Here is a 17,794-nt window from a genome sequence, read left to right on the forward strand (position 1 = left end):
ATTTTTATCGTATTCGACCGATACCTAGAGGGAGGCAGAAAGCCTCTGGATGGGAAGAACTCTTGAGATCAATGTTCAGGGATAGGTCAGGCAATATCGCCATTATCAGCGCGCTCGTGCTGCCTGTGATCCTGGGTTTTGTCGGGGGCGCGATCGATTTCTATCGGTGGCACAGCGAGCGCGGAAACCTGAAAGAACTTGCCGATACCTTAGCCACGCGGGGCGCACGTGAATTTCTGTTGGCGAATGCCACCGGGTCACAAGTGAAAGCCGTTATAGATAATATTATCGATAACGGATTTGCCGAGGAATATGGCTTTGACAACGTAAAATCAGACGTTTCGATCAACGCTGATGCCGGGCAGGTGAGTGTTCGTCTTGTGGTGCCGCCTTCAGATGGTTTGATCTTGACGAACTTCATGCCATTCATGGCTGATATCGACATCACGTCCGTTGCGGTTGCGCTTGGCGGTATGAACGTTTGTATCGTTGCGCTTGAGAAAGCTGACCCCGGTGCTGTTTCTATTCAGGTCAATTCAAAACTAATCGCTGATGAATGTTCACTGATGTCAAATTCGACATCGACACAGGGCGTTATCGCAACAGGACTTTCGGATGTTGAGGCTGGCCTGATCTGCTCTGCCGGTGGGGCATTTGGCGGATCACAGAATTTTAACCCTACACCGACCCTGGATTGTCCTGTCTATGATGACCCATTGTCCGAACGCGTAGCACCCGCAGTTGGTCCGTGCACACATTATGATGCAGCCTACGGGGATCGTATCGGCGAGATTGCGACGGCTGCGGCAGCAGCAGCGGTGACCGGCGTGACTGAAACGCTCGACGATTTAACCGGAGGACTTACGGGTGGCCTCACGGGCGGTTTGGTCGAAGGCGTCGTGGGAAGTATAACTAAAAAATATTATTTAACCCCGGGGGTTTATTGCGGCGGTCTTGCGACCGGGCAATTCGCCGATGTGAATCTCGCGCCGGGCACATACATCATCAAAGATGGGCCGTTGCTTGTTGGGCTTGGCGGTAAGTTCCACGGAGAAAACGTGTCGTTCTATATGGAAGGGGACGATTCAACGTTCTATTTCGGACCAGAAGCAATCATAGAGCTAACGGCGCAAAAAGCGGGTCCGCTTGCGGGTATTTTGTTTTTTGAAGATCGTAACGCGCCCGCCGGAAGACTTCATAATATCATGAGTGATGACGCACGAACATTGCTTGGTACGTTCTATCTCCCGCGCGGTACATTAAACGTCGCCTCGCTTTTGCCGGTTGCTGACCGATCTGCCTATACAGCGATTGTCGCGCGTAAAATGCAAATGACAGGCAGCCCAACCCTCGTTCTCAATGTAGATTATAATGCGACAGATGTTCCTGTACCCCAAGGTATCGGTCCAGTGGGCGGTACGACCTATCTGCGTGAATAATTTAGGTTGTGCGGCGCGGGTCTTATGCCCGTTTGCGACGATTTCTTCCACGAATCCCGCTATTGGTGAATAGATATCCCCCGTCACTCAAAACGGGCTAGTGTGTTATCCAAAATTATTTGCACCCTCAGCTCGAACTCTACATAAGCATTGAGTAAGACCGCGAAAATATTGCGGCGAACGGGAAACGGCGAGATTGTTATGACGAAACAGAAAACGGCAGCCATTCTTGCGATTGGCGACGAACTTTTGTCAGGCCGGACCCAAGATGCGAATATGCACTATCTCGCCGGATGGCTGACAGAGCGCGGGGTCGCCCTAAAAGAAGCGCGGTTCGTCACCGACGACATGGACGATATCGGTGCGGCGCTAAACGCCCTGCGGGGGCGTTATGATTATGTGTTCACATCAGGCGGTATCGGCCCAACCCACGACGACATTACAGTCGATGCAATCGCCAAAGCATTTGGTGTCCCGGTGATTATTCATCCAACCGCGCGCAAGATGATTGAGAAGTTTTATACGGCCCAAGGTAAAGAGGTGACCGAAGCGCGTATGCGTATGGCGCGCACACCAGAAGGCGCAAAGTTAATCGTGAACAAACTTTCTGGCGCGCCCGGTGTTTGTATCGACAATGTTTTTGTCATGGCCGGCGTGCCCGGCATTTTCCGGGTAATGGTGAATGCGGTCGAGGACGAGATCGAGCGTGGCGAGGTCATTCATTCGCGTGCGGCGACGGCCTATTGCTTGCCCGAGTCCGTGATCTCTGATCCGTTGCGCGATATACAAACGGCGCTCAAGGGTGTGTCCATCGGAAGCTATCCGATTGATGGCGATGACAAGGGCGTCACCGTCGTTGCGCGATCAGCCGACGCGACATTGGCGGAAAAGGCGATTGATGCCGTTGCTGCTGCAATGCGGGCCAAAGGGTTTGAGCCGGAAATGGAAGACCGTAAAGAAAGCGAAAAAAAGTAAATGCTCAGTGTTTTTGACATTTTCAAAATCGGCATTGGTCCGTCATCATCACATACGGTCGGGCCAATGCGTATCGCCCGGCGTTTTCTCGAAGAAGCCAATAATCATGGTGCGCTGGATAAGACCGTTCGCGTGCGCATAGATCTTCACGGGTCACTGGCCTTAACCGGCGTCGGGCATGGAACCGACAAAGCCGCGATTTTAGGGCTTATGGGGTTTTCGCCGGAAACCACTGACCCGGACGAGGCCGAAGCCGCTTTTCAAAACTCAAAAACAGCAAACAAGATTACGCTACATGGCGGTAAAACAATTTCGTTTGATGCAAAGCGCGATATAGAATTGCGCGGTGACATTACGCCAACGGTCCATCCGAACGAGATGCACCTAACGGTGTTTGACGCGTCGGAGAAACCGCTTTTTGAACAGACTTATTACTCCGTGGGCGGTGGTTTCATCGCTAGCGAGAAACAACTCTCAACCCCCGCTGAAGACGACCTTATTGCGCGCTCGCGTGAGGGGCGGCATTTTTTTGGATCTGCGGCTGAGTTGCTTAAACTATGCAACGAGAACAACCTCTCGATTGATGAAGTAATTCTTGAGAACGAAGACGACCGGCGTGGCCGCGTAGAGACCGAAGCTATGCTTGACCAGATTTGGTTCGCCATGCGCGATTGTATTGATCGCGGACTAAAGACCCACGGTACTTTGCCCGGTGGATTGCAAGTAAAACGACGGGCTCCGGCGCTTTTTCACAAACTCCAAGAGGCACCCCTCGCCAATGAACGAGAACAGCTCTTTGATTGGCTGAATGTCTATGCCATGGCAGTCAACGAAGAAAATGCAGCCGGTGGTCGCGTGGTGACTGCGCCAACGAACGGGGCGGCGGGTATTGTTCCGTCTGTACTCAAACATTATTGCGCCAGTGATGGCACGATGAATCTAAAGCATATTCGCATATTCCTGCTGACTGCCGCTGGTATCGGTATTCTTTATAAACAACGGGCGTCTATTTCTGGTGCGGAGATGGGTTGTCAGGGCGAGGTCGGGGTCGCTTGCTCTATGGCGGCTGGTGGCCTTGCGGCTGTTTGGGGCGGTACGCCTGCGCAGGTGGAACACGCCGCCGAGATTGGCATGGAGCACAATCTTGGACTTACATGTGATCCTGTCGGCGGGTTAGTCCAAATTCCGTGTATCGAGCGCAATGCTATCGGCGCGGTAAAGGCCGTTAACGCGGCGCGGCTGGCATTACGCGCATCTGAGGAGCACAAAGTCTCGCTCGATCAAGTGATCGAAACCATGCGCCAGACTGGCATCGACATGTCTCGCAAATACAAAGAAACATCCGAGGGCGGATTAGCCGTAAACGTGGTTGAGTGTTGATTGACTGACCGGACTTGATCCGAGATCCACCGGCAGGTGATTGGCCGCAAGAAAAGTGCAGAAGGCTGGATTGCGGGTCAAGCCCGCAATGACGTTTGTGGAAAGGACGGAGACTGTCACCGCCGTCATCCCGGCCTTTAGCCGGGATCCATTGACCCTATCGCTTTTTCCTTTTGGTGCCGCGTGGCTTGCTACGGATATTGCTTACTGTCCCTTCGGATTTCTTAATCCGGCCTTCTGAGGCCGCCTCGACCCGAGCCTCGACGGTGGACTGGCGAGCGAGGGGATCGTCGGCGATGGCTAGCTCAACTTCCTGAAGGCGTTTGATTTCATCACGCAGTCGCCCGGCGGTTTCAAACTCCAGGTTAGACGCTGCCTCGCGCATTTCTTTTTCAAGATGGTTCAAATGCGCTTTTAGATTGTGGCCGGGGCCATCAAATTCGGCTTGGTCTTCGGCAAAGCCTGAACGGTTTGACACGACGCGGAAGCCTTTGTCGCCAACAAAGGTTTGCCCCATGGCGGCTTTCGTGCCTTCGTCATCGCTTGTTGCGATTTCTGCGATCTTGGCTTTGGTGCTTGCCGGCGTTATGCCGTGGGCTTTGTTATGAGCGATTTGTTTTTCGCGGCGGCGGTCAGTTTCGCCCATCGCGCGTTCCATCGATCCGGTAATTTTATCGGCATAAAGAATAACCCGGCCATCCACATTTCGCGCAGCCCGTCCGATGGTTTGAATAAGCGATGTTTCTGACCGCAAGAAACCTTCCTTGTCGGCGTCGAGGATTGCTACCAGCTGACATTCGGGAATATCCAAGCCCTCACGCAAGAGGTTGATGCCGACCAAAACGTCAAATGCACCGAGGCGAAGATCGCGAATAATTTCGATCCGCTCAAGCGTATCAATGTCGGAATGCATATAGCGAACACGTATGCCCTGTTCGTGCATATATTCTGTCAGGTCTTCGGACATGCGCTTGGTCAGTGTCGTGACCAATACGCGACCACCTTTTTTTGCGATGGCCTGACATTCGGCGATAACGTCGTCAACCTGATTGGCTTTCTCGCTGGTGACCGGGCGAACTTCCACGACGGGATCAATAAGGCCCGTGGGGCGGATGACCTGTTCTGTAAATACGCCGTCGGTTTTCTCAAGCTCCCATTTACCCGGCGTGGCCGATACATGTACCGTTTGTGGCCGCATCTTCTCCCACTCTTCGAACTTAAGGGGGCGATTGTCGAGGCATGACGGTAGGCGAAACCCAAACTCGGCCAGCGTTTTTTTGCGCGCGAAGTCACCCCGGAACATCGCACCGATTTGCGATACGGTTACGTGACTCTCGTCGCAAAAAACGAGCGCGTTTTCGGGGAGGTACTCAAACAGGGTGGGTGGCGGTTCCCCGGGAAGGCGCCCGGTTAGGTAGCGTGAATAGTTTTCGATACCGGCGCAAGCGCCCGTTGCGGCCATCATCTCCAGGTCAAACTGGACACGTTGTTCAAGCCGCTGCGCTTCAAGGAGGCGGCCTTCGTCGCGCATGATCGGCAGGGTTTGGTTCAGTTCTTTTTTGATGCCGGTTATGGCCTGATTGAGGGTCGGGCGTGGTGTCACATAGTGAGAGTTCGCATAGAGCGTAACTTCTTCGAGGTCGCCTGTCTTTTTGCCGGTCAGCGGATCAAATTCGGTGATGTTTTCAATCTCATCACCGAACATGGAAATGCGCCATGCGCGATCTTCGTAGTGAGCCGGGAAGACTTCGATTGTATCGCCGCGGGCACGAAAACACCCGCGCGCAAAGGCATTGTCATTGCGTTTATATTGAAGCGCGACTAGGTCGGTGAGTAGTTTTTTACGCTCAAGCATTTGTCCGGCTTTGAGCGAGAAGGTCATGGCCGTATATGTTTCTACGGACCCGATACCATAAATACAGGAAACTGAAGCAACGATGATTACATCATCTCGTTCTAATAAGGCGCGGGTCGCCGCATGGCGCATGCGATCAATCTGTTCGTTGATCGTGCTTTCTTTTTCGATATAGGTATCAGTTCGCGGCACATAGGCTTCGGGTTGATAATAGTCGTAATATGAAACGAAATACTCAACCGCGTTGTCAGGGAAAAATGCTTTGAACTCGCCATAGAGTTGGGCAGCCAGCGTTTTGTTGGGCGCGAGAATTAAGGCAGGGCGCTGGGTCGCCTCGATCACCTTTGCCATTGTAAAGGTTTTACCGGTTCCGGTGGCCCCTAAGAGCACTTGATCCCATTCATTTTCGCGGAGGCCACGTGTCAGCTCGGGAATAGCGGTGACCTGATCACCAGCGGGTTCATAGTCGGAGACTACCCGGAGCGGTCGTGATGGTCCTCTTTTACTCGGACGTTCGGGGCGATGTGGTGTCCAATCAGCCAATGGCTGGGCTAATCGGTCGTGGTAATTAGCAACCGCTTCCGAAAAACCGTGGTTGGTTATTTCAGATTTTGGGGTTGTCGGTTGGCTTGTCGGTTTATTCTTGGGCGCTGGCATAGATGCGAACATAATGCGAACGGATTAAAATGGAAGGGGTGCGCGATCGCGCCGATGATAAATTGACGACCTCGCCAAAAAAGAGGGGCCGGGTTTTCAGCTATACCCCAAAAGCCCGGCTAGATTAGGTCTTCGTGAACCATCAAAATGAAGCGTTGAAGCCGACGCCCCACCATATAGCGCTGCTTTTTGTCGTGCCAGCAATGGAATCGTCGATAACTGAGCCGCCTGGAATGTCAGAGCCGCCATAACGAACACCAGTATAAATAGAGCCGTTATCGCTAATTGCATATGTAACGTTAGCTGACGCAGTACCGTAGACATAATCGGTACCGCCCGTGTCGTCGACAACGTAGCCAATGTAACCACCTAAATCGAAACTCGTTTTTTCGGCAAGCTGTATTGAGTGGGATGCGTTCATCTGGAAGGTTGTCGTGTCGAAGTTAAAATCGTGGTAGACGTAAACAGACGGTGAGAGCGGAATGGCAAATGATAAGCCGATATAGGGCTCTATCGTGTTTGCCCCTAGGCCGTCACCGTCTTCCTCATACAGATCGAAAAAACCACTCGCGAGATCGGGGAAGGTGTAATAGGTAACGCCAATATCAGCGGTAACAACACTGCTTACTGGAAAGTTGTATCCGGCGACGAGGTCTAACTCTTCTCCGCCAGGGGTAACAACTAAATCATCATCGCCAATCGGCAGGTTTAGCCACGCGTTAAGATAGAAATTGCCATAGCTTAAATTGATTGCGGGTTGAAAGCTTGTCTCCGCGAACTGAACACCGCGGAACAGGTATCGGGATTCAAACCCGATTGTTGTTGAGGCTTGCAGTGTTTCGGCGTTGGCTGAGGTGGAGATCACCGTTGTTGCTAGTGCTGCTGTGAGAAGTCCGTTTAGGTTTCGGAACATACAGTCCTCCTTTCACCCCGCTCAGTTTTTTACAAAACGGTGTGTGCTGATGAAAAATATTTGTTTACAGATCAACTCTGTTTGAACGCATTGCGCTGCACAATAACAAAAATGCAACAATCGCATTTTTTCGCATAAAACGCGATATATTGTTATAAATATGGAGTTAAATAGCGAAACAAGACAATAATCGGTCAATATTGCTTAAATTGAATTCGCATACGCAGCAATTTTCTTGTTGCGCATCATTTGAAGCGTTGATAGCGTAAAGCGAATCTTCAATCGCGCATGTTGCGTATTGCTATGTGTGCTGAAGGAGGGAAGGCAATGAAATATATAATCGCGGTCGTGAAGCCACATAAGCTTGAGGATGTTCGAGCGGCGCTAACCGGCATTAATGTGGATGGTATGACGGTTTCCGAGGTCAAGGGATTTGGTCGCCAAAAGGGGCATAGCGAAGTTTATCGTGGTGCGGAGTATAGTGTGGACTTTGTGCCTAAGGTGAAAATCGAAATCGCCATCGAAGCAAGCCGCGTTACGGAAGTCATGGAGGCAATTTGCGGATCGGCTAAGACTGAAAGGATTGGGGACGGAAAAATTTTCGTACTCGATCTTGAAGAGGCAGTGCGGGTCCGTACGGGCGAGCATGGCGCAGCGGCACTATAGAAAGCGCAGGAAAATTCATGAAAATTAGTAAGAAGAAAATGGTGTTGCTATTGTTGGGAGTTATTCCGGCAATTGCAATGAGTGTGGTTCCGGCATTTGCTCAAGGGGCCGTGACTGAGGTTCCTGTGGCGTCTGATACGTCAATTTTTGTCTTCAACACCTTATTGTTTCTTATCTCGGGGATGGTTGTCATGTTTATGGCGGCCGGTTTCTCGATGTTAGAAGTGGGGTTGGTGCGTTCAAAAAATGCAGCGACGATCTGTCTAAAGAATATTGCATTATATTCGATCGCCGGGATTATGGTGTATTTGTTCGGTTATAACCTTGTTTATACCGTGCCTCCGGGCGGTGTGATTGCGCCTCTGGACATGTTCTGGGGAGCCGATGATAGTGCACCGTTTGAGATCGGCTATTCGTCTCATTCAGATTGGTTTTTCCAGATGGTATTTGTCGCAACGGCGGCGTCAATTGTGTCTGGGACTTTGGCGGAGCGTATCAAGCTTTGGCCGTTTATGATCTTTGTCGCGATTCTAACCGGGTTCATCTATCCTATCCAAGCATCATGGGAGTGGGGAGCCGGTTGGTTGGATGCGCTCGGTTTCTCCGATTTCGCGGGTTCTACCTTGGTGCATTCGACCGGGGGATGGGCCGCGTTAGCTGGTGCTATTGTTCTTGGGCCACGTGTTGGCAAGTACGTGAATGGCCGGGTCGCGCCAATTCCTGGTTCATCATTGCCAATGGCTACGCTTGGGACTTTTATTCTTTGGCTCGGTTGGTTCGGCTTTAACGGTGGTTCGCAGTTGGCGTTGGGAACGATTGAAGATTCAATTTCGGTTGCGCGAATTTTCGTCAATACGAATATGGCGGCTTGTGCAGGTGTCGTTGCCGCGATGGCATTGACGCAGGTTCTCTACAAAAAAGTCGATCTTACGATTGTGCTTAACGGTGCGATTGGGGGGCTAGTGTCAATCACCGCTGAGCCGTTGACGCCAGTGATCGGTCAGGCATTGTTTATTGGTGCTGTCGGTGGCGCAATCGTTACGCTAGCTGTTCCGGTGTTGGATCGGTTTAAAATCGATGATGTTGTCGGTGCGATTCCCGCACACCTCCTCTGCGGCATATGGGGTACGCTCATTGTTCCGTTAACCAACCCTGATGCCAAAATTTTTGTTCAAGCAATAGGTGTGCTCGCGATTGGCATATTCGTCTTTGTTATGAGCTTATTATGCTGGCTCGCGCTTAAATATACCGTTGGAATTCGCGCAAGTGAAGAAGATGAGCGTTTAGGCCTAGATAAAGTAGAATTGGGTCTGGAAGCTTATCCAGAATTCGCTAAAAGCTGATTTGAATAGCTGACATTGTATGGTTGGAGGCTGACATTTCAGAGCGGATGTTGAAATTTGTCTCGCGTGATCGCGAGACTCCACAAAAGAGAAATCCTGGCGATCGACGCCAGGATTTTGATGAAATATATTTGCGTTTTGTGGATCAGAAAGCGCAGGAACAAGCGTCACGTTGTAGCCAATGTGGCGTCCCATTTTGTCAAAACCATTGCCCGCTGGGTAACGATATTCCTGATTGGCTAAAGCTCGTCACTGAAGGCCGGATGGAAGAGGCGTATGCGGTATCTTCGGCGACGAATAATATGCCCGAGATATGTGGGCGAATATGCCCTCAGGACCGGTTGTGTGAAGGTTCGTGCGTGATCGAACAATCCGGGCACGGTACAGTCACAATTGGCTCTGTTGAGCAATATATTACAGAAACGGCGTGGGAAAATGGTTGGATTAAACCGCTGACACCGTCTCGCGAGCGTCCACAATCTGTGGGCATTATCGGGGCTGGACCGGGCGGTCTTGCGGCGGCCGAGGAGCTTCGGCGCGAAGGCTTTCAGGTGAAAGTCTATGACCGATATGACCGTACTGGTGGTCTGTTGGTGTATGGTATTCCCAATTTCAAATTGGAGAAAGATGTTGTCGCGCGCCGTACGAAATATCTGGAAGACAGCGGTGTGGAGTTTGTACGTAACTTTGATGTCGGCAGAGACGCGACATTCGCCGATCTTAGAAAAGAACATGACGCTATTGTCGTTGCGACTGGCGTTTACAAGGCGCGTGACCTTGCGTGTCCGGGGGCCGGGAATAAGGGCGTAATCGCAGCGCTAGATTATCTGACAGCCTCAAACCGCGTTGGTCTGGGTGATAGCGTACCGCGATACGATAGCGGCGAATTGGACGCGAAAGACAAAAACATCGTTGTCATTGGCGGCGGTGATACTGCGATGGACTGTGTTCGGACGGCTGTTCGTCAGGGTGCAAAATCTGTGACGTGTCTTTATCGTCGTGATCGGGCGAACATGCCCGGATCAGTTCGTGAGACGGCGAATGCTGAAGAGGAAGGTGTTATTTTTGAATGGCTCGCTTCTCCAAAGGCTGTGCGCGGCGATGCCGCTAAGGCGAACGGCATTCGTATTTCTCGTATGGAATTAGGTGTTCCGGATGAATCTGGTCGCCGTTCTCCGGTTGAGATCCCGGGCGCAGAATTTGATCAAGATGCGGATTTGATCATTAAGGCTCTTGGTTTTGAGCCGGAAGATCATCCGGCTATGTTTGGTGAACCAGAGTTGAAGACTACGGCTCGAGGAACGTTGCGGGTTAACCCTACAACGCTCGAGACAAGCATCCCCGGTGTGTACGCGGCTGGTGATATTGTTCGCGGAGCTTCTCTCGTCGTATGGGCGATTGTTGACGGTCGGCAGGTTGCTGCGGCGATTACGAAGCGGTTTACGGCCGCCGAGGCTCGCCCAATTGCTGCGGAATAACGCAACAATTCTTCGCCGAAAGAACATTTTAGATAAAGTAGAATATTATGACTGAATGGGTATCAAAATATCTGCGCGAGCGTGACGCCTTAATAGAGGCGAATGCTTATGAAGCATCGTCAGAGCGTGACGCATGTGGTGTCGGTCTGGTTGCTGCGATGGATGCGGAGCCGCGGCGCGAAATTGTTGAAATGGCAATTGAAGCGCTCAAGGCCGTTTGGCATCGTGGCGCGGTAGACGCCGACGGTAAAACCGGTGACGGCGCTGGAATTCGGCTTAATGTTCCGCAAGATTTGTTCAAAGCCTTTGTTGCTCGGACGGGTCACACAGCAGCTGAATCTGATATCTGCGTAGGCATGGTGTTCCTTCCACGGACAAACTTTGCTGCGCAGGACGCTGCGCGGGCTATTGTTGAATCAGAGATTCTCAATCGCGGTTTTTACATTTACGGCTGGCGTCAGGTTCCTGTGCAATCGCGTTGTCTCGGTGCAAAAGCCAACGCTACGCGTCCTGATATTGAACAGATTCTTTTTACGGATCCTAAGGGCCGTCCGCAAGAAGAGTTAGACCGCATTTTATATGCAGTGCGTCGCCGGATTGAAAAGCGGGCTCGCGTTCAAGGTATCCACGAGCTTTATATTTGTTCGCTCTCGTCACAAGATATCGTCTACAAAGGCATGTTCCTTGCGGAAGAGATCGATAATTTCTACCCTGATCTTCAAGATGAGCGGTTTGTCTCACGGGTTGCAATTTTTCACCAGCGCTATTCAACAAATACCTTCCCTGAATGGCGGTTAGCACAACCGTTCCGCATGTTGGCGCATAACGGTGAGATCAATACCTTAAAAGGCAATGTCAACTGGATGAAGAGCCATGAAATTCCGATGGCATCGGAAATTTTTGGATCTGACGGCGATGATATCAAGCCGGTTATTCAGCCGGGATCATCTGATTCAGCAACGCTTGATCAGGTGTTTGAGTTGCTCGTTCGCGCGGGGCGTTCCGCGCCTATGGCCAAAGCACTGTTGATCCCAGAGGCGTGGTCGAAACGCTTGTCAGTAATGCCCGCTAAGTGGCGAGCGCTCTATGAATATTGTAACGCTGTAATGGAGCCGTGGGACGGCCCGGCAGCGATTGCGGCTTATGATGGCCAATGGGCGATCGCAGGGCTTGATCGCAATGGCCTGCGTCCATTGCGTTATGCGATTACTGAAGACGGCATTCTCGCGGTTGGATCAGAGACCGGAATGTGCCCATTGGAGGGCCGTGAAGTCAAAGTACGTGGCGCGATTGAGCCGGGCCGTATGATCGCCGTCGATATGCAGAATGCGCGGTTTTATAATTCTGAAGAAATTCTCAATCTGTTGGCGGAAAAACATCCCTATACTGAGTGGCTCGGGAATATAACCGAACTTGAACCGCAGATAGGCCCAGGGCCGGAAGATCGCCTTTTTGACGGTGAGGAATTGCTTCGGCGTCAGGGCGCTGCTGGATATAATCTCGAAAATCTTGAGATTATCCTTCGCCCGATGGTTGAGGATGGAAAAGAGGCCATCGGTTCAATGGGTGATGACTCACCGATTGCTGTTTTGTCGGAAAACTACCGCCCGCTGTCTCATTTCTTCCGACAGAATTTTAGCCAGGTGACGAATCCGCCGATCGATCCATTACGTGAAGACGGTGTGATGAGTTTGAAAACAAGGTTTAAAAACCTTGGAAACATTCTTGTTACAGATAAAACACAGACGGATGTGTTTGTTCTTGAAAGTCCCATTTTATCGAACGGAATGTTTTCTCGTTTGCGCGGGTATCTTGACCAGAAGATTGTTGAAATTGACTGTACCTACGATGTTGTTGATGTCACGAATAATGGTGAGGCACTGAAGGCCGCGCTGGACAGAATACGCAAAGAAGCGGAAGTCGCTGTGCGTGACGGTGCTGGGCATGTTGTCCTGAGCGATGAGCATCAGGGGCCGGGCCGTGTTGCTGTACCCATGATTCTTGCTGCCGGTGGTGTTCATGCTCACCTCACGAAAGCTGGTGTACGGACTTATTGTTCAATTATCGTGCGATCCGCTGAGTGTGTTGATGCGCATTATGCTGCTGTTTTGGTTGGTGTGGGCGCGACGGCGGTTAACCCCTATTTGGCATTTGATTCAATCGGGCAGGCCCATGCGCTCGGTCGTTTTGGTGATATGCCAATTGGCAAATGTGCTTTTAATTATAAAGCTGCTTTAGAGGCGGGGCTACTGAAAATCATCTCAAAAATGGGAATTTCAGTTATCTCAGCTTATCGCGGTGGATGTAATTTTGAAGCGTTAGGCCTTTCCCGAACATTGGTGGAGGAATTCTTCCCCGGCATGACGAGCCGCATTTCCGGTATCGGTCTTGCTGGCTTGGAGATGAAAACAGCAATGCTTCATGCTGAGGCATGGGATAGCGCGGCGGCGCGATTGCCTGTCGGTGGTTTTTATCGCCATCGCCGCAGCGGCGAGCATCATATTCTTGAAGCTGAGTTGGTCAGCAATCTTCAATCGGCTGTGCGTGATGATGATCCGGCGGCGTTTGCCCGTTATTCAACCGCCTTGCATAATCAACCACCCGCGCAAATTCGTGACTTGCTGCGCGCGCGGCCGATGGGGGAAGCTATTGGTCTTGATAAGGTTGAAAATGCGAATGATATCCGTCGGCGATTTATTACGCCGGGTATGTCGCTTGGCGCACTTTCACCAGAAGCGCATGGTGCACTGAACATTGCAATGAATCGCATTGGTGCCAAATCAGTTTCTGGTGAAGGGGGAGAGGTGCCAGAACGCTATGTCCCTATGGCAAATGGCGATAATGCTAATTCCGCCATTAAACAGGTTGCATCTGGCCGCTTTGGCGTCACGGCAGAATACCTAAACCAGTGCCGTGAGCTTGAAATTAAAGTGGCCCAAGGGGCAAAGCCGGGAGAGGGCGGTCAACTTCCGGGATTCAAAGTCACTGAGTTTATCGCGCGTATGCGTCACGCAACGCCCGGTGTTACGCTTATATCTCCGCCGCCGCATCACGATATTTATTCTATCGAGGATCTGGCGCAGCTCATTTATGATTTGAAACAAATTAATCCTGATGCCCGCGTTTGCGTGAAACTGGTTTCTGCATCTGGAATCGGTGCCATTGCGGCCGGTGTCGCGAAGGCGAAAGCGGACGTAATTCTTATCTCGGGGAATGTTGGCGGTACCGGTGCTAGTCCACAGACTTCAATTAAGTTTGCCGGTGCGCCGTGGGAGCTTGGTCTAGCGGAAGCGCATCAAGTTCTTACACTGAATAATTTGCGTGAAAGCGTTACGCTTCGTACTGACGGTGGTATTCGAACGGGCCGTGACGTTGTGATCGCAGCGATGTTGGGTGCCGAGGAATATGGAATTGGCACGATTTCGCTAGTAGCGATGGGCTGTCTTATGGTGCGTCAGTGCCATTCGAATACTTGTCCCGTCGGTGTTTGTACCCAAGATGATGAACTGCGAAAGCGCTTTCCGGGATTGCCTGATCATGTCGTTCATCTGATGACGTTCATTGCTGAGGAAGCGCGACAGATTTTGGCATCACTGGGCGCGAATTCACTTGAAGACGTGATCGGTCGGGCCGACCTTCTTGACCAGGTCAGTCGCGGTGCAGCGCATCTTGATGATCTGGATCTAAACCCGATCTTGACGCTGGTTGATGCGGGGGAGCGGCCGAAACGCTCTACGCGCAAAGGCCGAAAAGAGGTTGTGGATACACTTGATCAACGGATCATGCCTGACCTTGAACCGTTTCTAGCGCGACGTGAGAAGGTTCAAATTTCGTATCCGGTCAAAAATACTGATCGTGCGATTGGTGCACGAATTTCATCCCACATCGTGCGCCAATACAAAAAGGATGATCTGACCGAGGATCATGTAACGATGCGTCTCAAAGGGTCTGCGGGGCAGTCACTTGGTGTGTTTTCGGCATTTGGCCTTAAGATCATCGTCGATGGCGACGCTAATGATTACGTCGGCAAAGGGCTTTCTGGCGCAACAATCGTTGTTCGACCTGTTGACGTTCAAGCGAGCGCCAATGATGCGATCATTGGCAACACTTGTCTTTACGGTGCAACCGCCGGGGCATTGTTTGCGGCCGGTCGTGCAGGGGGGCGTTTTGCCGTTCGTAACTCTGGCGCGAACGCCGTTATCGAAGGGTGTTCGGCCAATGGATGCGAATATATGACGGGCGGCGCCGTTGTAATACTCGGAGCAACTGGCAACAATTTTGGTGCGGGCATGACGGGTGGATTGGCCTTTGTTTATGACGAGACGGGAAGCTTCGAGGGCGCTGTAAACCCGGAGAGTATCGCTATTCGTGGCTTTGAAGATGGCGAAGACGATTTTGAATGTCATTCTTTGATTGAGCAGCATTGGCTGGAAACTAAATCACCTAAGGCGCGACGCATTCTCGATGATTGGAAGAATGCGCGTTCGAAATTCTGGGTGGTTGAACCGCGAGAGACGCTTGCTCGGAAACAGAAAATTGCAGATTCCGCCAAAATCGCGTGACTTTAAGCATTGGGCTCGTTAGAGGTATTGTCGAAATTTGGCAGTATCTAATATGACGAATACGGAAGAGTTTTATAGAATTAAGCAGCTTCCTCCCTATGTATTTGAGGAAGTGAACAAGCTTAAGGCGAAGCTGCGAGCCGAAGGGCGTGATATTATTGATCTCGGCATGGGCAATCCTGACATGCCGACACCGACGCATATTGTTGATAAGCTCGTGGAAACAGCCCGGAACCCAAAGGCACACCGTTATTCTGTGTCGCGCGGAATCATTGGTCTGCGCCGAGCGATGGCCCGGTATTACGAGCGCCGCTTTAATGTAAAGCTCAATCCTGAAACCGAAATTGTTGCAACGATTGGATCGAAAGAGGGGTTTGCAAACCTCGCACAAGCCATAACCGGCCCTGGCGATGTGATCCTTTCACCAAATCCAGCCTATCCGATCCACGCTTATGGATTCATTATTGCGGGCGGCGTGATTGCTGCGGTGCCTGCGCCATCACCGGAGGCTTATCTTTCCGGTGTGGCCGAGGCGATCAAAGTCTCGCACGTGAAGCCGCGGGCGATGGTTCTAAACTATCCGTCGAACCCAACGGCACAAACGGTTGACCTTGATTTTTACAAAGATGCCGTGGCACTCGCAAAGAAACACGACGTCATTATCTTGTCCGACCTTGCTTACGGCGAGATCTATTTTGGTGATACGCCGCCGCCATCCATTCTTGAGGTTGAGGGCGCTAAGGACGTTGCGGTTGAAATTAACTCGCTTTCGAAAACATATGCCATGGCGGGGTGGCGTATAGGGATGGCGGTCGGCAACGAACGCCTGATAAATGCTCTCGCGCGCGTGAAATCCTATCTTGACTACGGTGCGTTTACGCCAATTCAGGTCGCTGCCGTTGCGGCCCTTGATGGCCCTACGGAATGTGTAGAAACCATTCGCGCGACATACAAAGCGCGCCGAGATGTCATGATTGAACATTTTACAATGGCCGGCTGGGATATTCCGTGTCCGGAAGCATCGATGTTTGCGTGGGCACCAATACCAGAGAAGTTCCGCGAAATGGGATCCGTAGAATTTGCGAAACTGCTGATGGAAAAGGCCGATGTAGCTGTCGCGCCAGGCCTGGGGTTTGGTGAATTTGGCGATACCCATGTGCGGATTGGCTTGGTTGAAAACCAACAGCGGATCCGTCAGGCGGCGCGAAATCTCAAAAAAGTCTTTGGAACCGCATCATAAAATTAGCATGATCGGCTAATTCTTGGAAAATAACGATACACCCTGTTGACCTGTTCGCATTTGCAAACTATCAACGCCATTAACTCATCTAGACCAGCCGAGGGATAGGCCCTTTGACGCTGGGGCAACCGTCGATAAGACCGTGACCGGTTTTTTCGGAAAGGTGCCAATTCCTACGAGAATGGATTTTCCTTTCTCGAGAGATGAGTCGGACGAAGCACGACGTTTATGTCGTCCGATTCAGGTCTCATGTGAATTACTAGTCGAGTTGTTGACGAGTGATGCAAGAGACCAAACATGAGTGTATCGACCAAAGAAAACTCGGCAGACTGTACGCAAAAGGCAGAAGCTTTTTGCGATGTCACTGTTTTTCTGCCTAAAGAATTTACGCTAGACAGCGGTGAAAGCCTTAGCCGGCCTGAACTTCGGGTGCGTGTTTATGGCGATCTTGAAAAGCCAGCTGTGGTTGTAACGGGCGGCATTTCTGCGGGTCGCAAGGTGGCTGACGCGAAAGATGGTAAGGGGTGGTGGCGCGATCTCGTCCATTCGGGCGGCCCAATTAATCTCGACAAATTCTGTGTCATTGGTTTTGATTTTATTCCGAACGTTGGCGAAACGGCGCGTACCGTTTCCACGGTCGATCACGCTAAGGCGCTTGTTGATGCGCTCAACGTGCTTGATGTAAAAAAAGTTTATGCCTTTGTTGGCGCTTCTTATGGCGGCATGATCGGTCTTGCGTTTGCGCAACATTTCCCCGAACGCCTAGAAAAACTATGTGCTATCTCCGCGCCAGGCAAACCGCATCCATCGGCGACGGCATTGCGCGGTGTACAGCGCCGGATCATCGATTTTGCACTTAAAAATAATGACCCTAAGGCGGGCGTGGCGTTGGCTCGCCAACTAGCAATGGTCACCTATCGTACCGCTGAGGAATTCGGTGAGCGCTTTGACAGTGTTGCAGGCGAGGCCGCTGGTGATCCATACGACGTGTGTGAATATCTAATCTCGCGCGGGAACGCATATGATATGGATGCGACGCGTTATTTGACGCTTTCCGATTCCATTGATCGCCATCGCGTTGACCCTGCTGATGTTAGTGTAAATAGCCTAATTATCGCTGCTACGAGTGATCGCTTAGCGCCCATTGATGATATGCGCCGCCTTGCAAGCGAGATTGCGAAAAGCAAATTCGTAGAAATCGATTCCCTATATGGCCACGACACTTTCCTAAAAGAAGTGTCGGTTATTGGGCCCCATATCAGTTCATTCCTTGAGGAGAAATAACC

Annotated in this window: 11 protein-coding genes and 1 riboswitch; of the genes, 9 read left to right on the plus strand and 2 right to left on the minus strand. The window is 51.3% G+C overall.

The window, feature by feature from the left end; genetic code table 11:
• The first annotated feature begins 71 nt into the window (after positions 1–71).
• The 3 genes from ABFZ84_RS09935 to ABFZ84_RS09945 all read left to right on the plus strand — a co-directional run bounded on the left by ABFZ84_RS09935 (position 72) and on the right by ABFZ84_RS09945 (position 3,794).
• Positions 72–1,439 carry a TadE/TadG family type IV pilus assembly protein gene (locus tag ABFZ84_RS09935; protein ID WP_369313864.1) on the plus strand — a complete coding sequence of 456 codons (1,368 nt, stop codon included), beginning with the start codon at positions 72–74 and terminating at the stop codon, positions 1,437–1,439.
• Positions 1,440–1,640: 201 nt separating this feature from the next.
• Positions 1,641–2,414: a competence/damage-inducible protein A gene (locus tag ABFZ84_RS09940; protein WP_369313865.1), complete on the plus strand. Its 774-nt coding sequence runs from the start codon at positions 1,641–1,643 to the stop codon at positions 2,412–2,414.
• Entirely contained in the window at positions 2,415–3,794 is a 1,380-nt protein-coding gene (locus tag ABFZ84_RS09945; protein WP_369313866.1) for an L-serine ammonia-lyase, read from the plus strand. It abuts the gene before it with no gap.
• A gap of 157 nt (positions 3,795–3,951) precedes the next feature.
• Here the strand turns inward: ABFZ84_RS09945 and uvrB are convergent, their stop codons facing one another.
• Together uvrB and ABFZ84_RS09955 are read right to left on the minus strand one after the other, a co-directional pair.
• Entirely contained in the window at positions 3,952–6,306 is a 2,355-nt protein-coding gene (gene uvrB, locus ABFZ84_RS09950) for an excinuclease ABC subunit UvrB (RefSeq protein WP_369313867.1), read from the minus strand.
• Between the two features lie 142 nt (positions 6,307–6,448).
• Positions 6,449–7,219, minus strand: a complete 771-nt coding sequence (locus tag ABFZ84_RS09955; RefSeq protein WP_369313868.1) for a TorF family putative porin — start codon at positions 7,217–7,219, stop codon at positions 6,449–6,451.
• A gap of 327 nt (positions 7,220–7,546) precedes the next feature.
• Between ABFZ84_RS09955 and ABFZ84_RS09960 the strand changes: the two genes are divergently transcribed.
• The 6 genes from ABFZ84_RS09960 (at position 7,547) to metX (ending at position 17,792) form a co-directional block, all read left to right on the plus strand.
• Positions 7,547–7,885, plus strand: a complete 339-nt coding sequence (locus tag ABFZ84_RS09960; protein WP_369313869.1) for a P-II family nitrogen regulator — start codon at positions 7,547–7,549, stop codon at positions 7,883–7,885.
• Between the two features lie 17 nt (positions 7,886–7,902).
• Positions 7,903–9,228, plus strand: a complete 1,326-nt coding sequence (locus ABFZ84_RS09965) for an ammonium transporter family protein (RefSeq protein WP_369313870.1) — start codon at positions 7,903–7,905, stop codon at positions 9,226–9,228.
• Between the two features lie 47 nt (positions 9,229–9,275).
• On the plus strand, positions 9,276–10,706 hold the full coding sequence (locus ABFZ84_RS09970) for an NAD(P)-dependent oxidoreductase (protein WP_369313871.1): 1,431 nt from the start codon (positions 9,276–9,278) through the stop codon (positions 10,704–10,706).
• 47 nt (positions 10,707–10,753) lie between these two features.
• Positions 10,754–15,268, plus strand: coding sequence for a glutamate synthase large subunit (gene gltB, locus ABFZ84_RS09975; RefSeq protein WP_369313872.1), 4,515 nt, complete (start codon positions 10,754–10,756; stop codon positions 15,266–15,268).
• A 52-nt stretch (positions 15,269–15,320) separates the two neighbouring features.
• Complete coding sequence (locus ABFZ84_RS09980; RefSeq protein ID WP_369313873.1) at positions 15,321–16,508, plus strand: LL-diaminopimelate aminotransferase; 1,188 nt, start codon at positions 15,321–15,323, stop codon at positions 16,506–16,508.
• An 81-nt stretch (positions 16,509–16,589) separates the two neighbouring features.
• Positions 16,590–16,718: riboswitch (SAM riboswitch) on the plus strand.
• An 87-nt stretch (positions 16,719–16,805) separates the two neighbouring features.
• The gene (gene metX / locus ABFZ84_RS09985) at positions 16,806–17,792 is read left to right on the plus strand and encodes a homoserine O-succinyltransferase MetX (RefSeq protein WP_369313874.1); all 987 of its coding nucleotides are present in this window, start codon (positions 16,806–16,808) and stop codon (positions 17,790–17,792) included.
• Positions 17,793–17,794 lie beyond the last annotated feature (2 nt).

The organism is Hyphococcus lacteus, from assembly GCF_041058985.1.
GTDB lineage: Bacteria > Pseudomonadota > Alphaproteobacteria > Caulobacterales > Parvularculaceae > Hyphococcus > Hyphococcus lacteus.

Bases quoted from the DNA above. Each gene is read 5' to 3' on its own strand.
- ABFZ84_RS09940 (WP_369313865.1), top strand. From the start codon at position 1,641: ATGACGAAACAGAAAACGGCAGCCATTCTTGCGATTGGCGACGAACTT.
- metX (WP_369313874.1), top strand. From the start codon at position 16,806: ATGAGTGTATCGACCAAAGAAAACTCGGCAGACTGTACGCAAAAGGCA.
- ABFZ84_RS09960 (WP_369313869.1), top strand. From the start codon at position 7,547: ATGAAATATATAATCGCGGTCGTGAAGCCACATAAGCTTGAGGATGTT.
- ABFZ84_RS09970 (WP_369313871.1), top strand. From the start codon at position 9,276: ATGTTGAAATTTGTCTCGCGTGATCGCGAGACTCCACAAAAGAGAAAT.
- ABFZ84_RS09935 (WP_369313864.1), top strand. From the start codon at position 72: ATGTTCAGGGATAGGTCAGGCAATATCGCCATTATCAGCGCGCTCGTG.
- ABFZ84_RS09965 (WP_369313870.1), top strand. From the start codon at position 7,903: ATGAAAATTAGTAAGAAGAAAATGGTGTTGCTATTGTTGGGAGTTATT.
- uvrB (WP_369313867.1), bottom strand. From the start codon at position 6,306: ATGCCAGCGCCCAAGAATAAACCGACAAGCCAACCGACAACCCCAAAA.
- ABFZ84_RS09945 (WP_369313866.1), top strand. From the start codon at position 2,415: ATGCTCAGTGTTTTTGACATTTTCAAAATCGGCATTGGTCCGTCATCA.
- ABFZ84_RS09955 (WP_369313868.1), bottom strand. From the start codon at position 7,219: ATGTTCCGAAACCTAAACGGACTTCTCACAGCAGCACTAGCAACAACG.
- ABFZ84_RS09980 (WP_369313873.1), top strand. From the start codon at position 15,321: ATGACGAATACGGAAGAGTTTTATAGAATTAAGCAGCTTCCTCCCTAT.
- gltB (WP_369313872.1), top strand. From the start codon at position 10,754: ATGACTGAATGGGTATCAAAATATCTGCGCGAGCGTGACGCCTTAATA.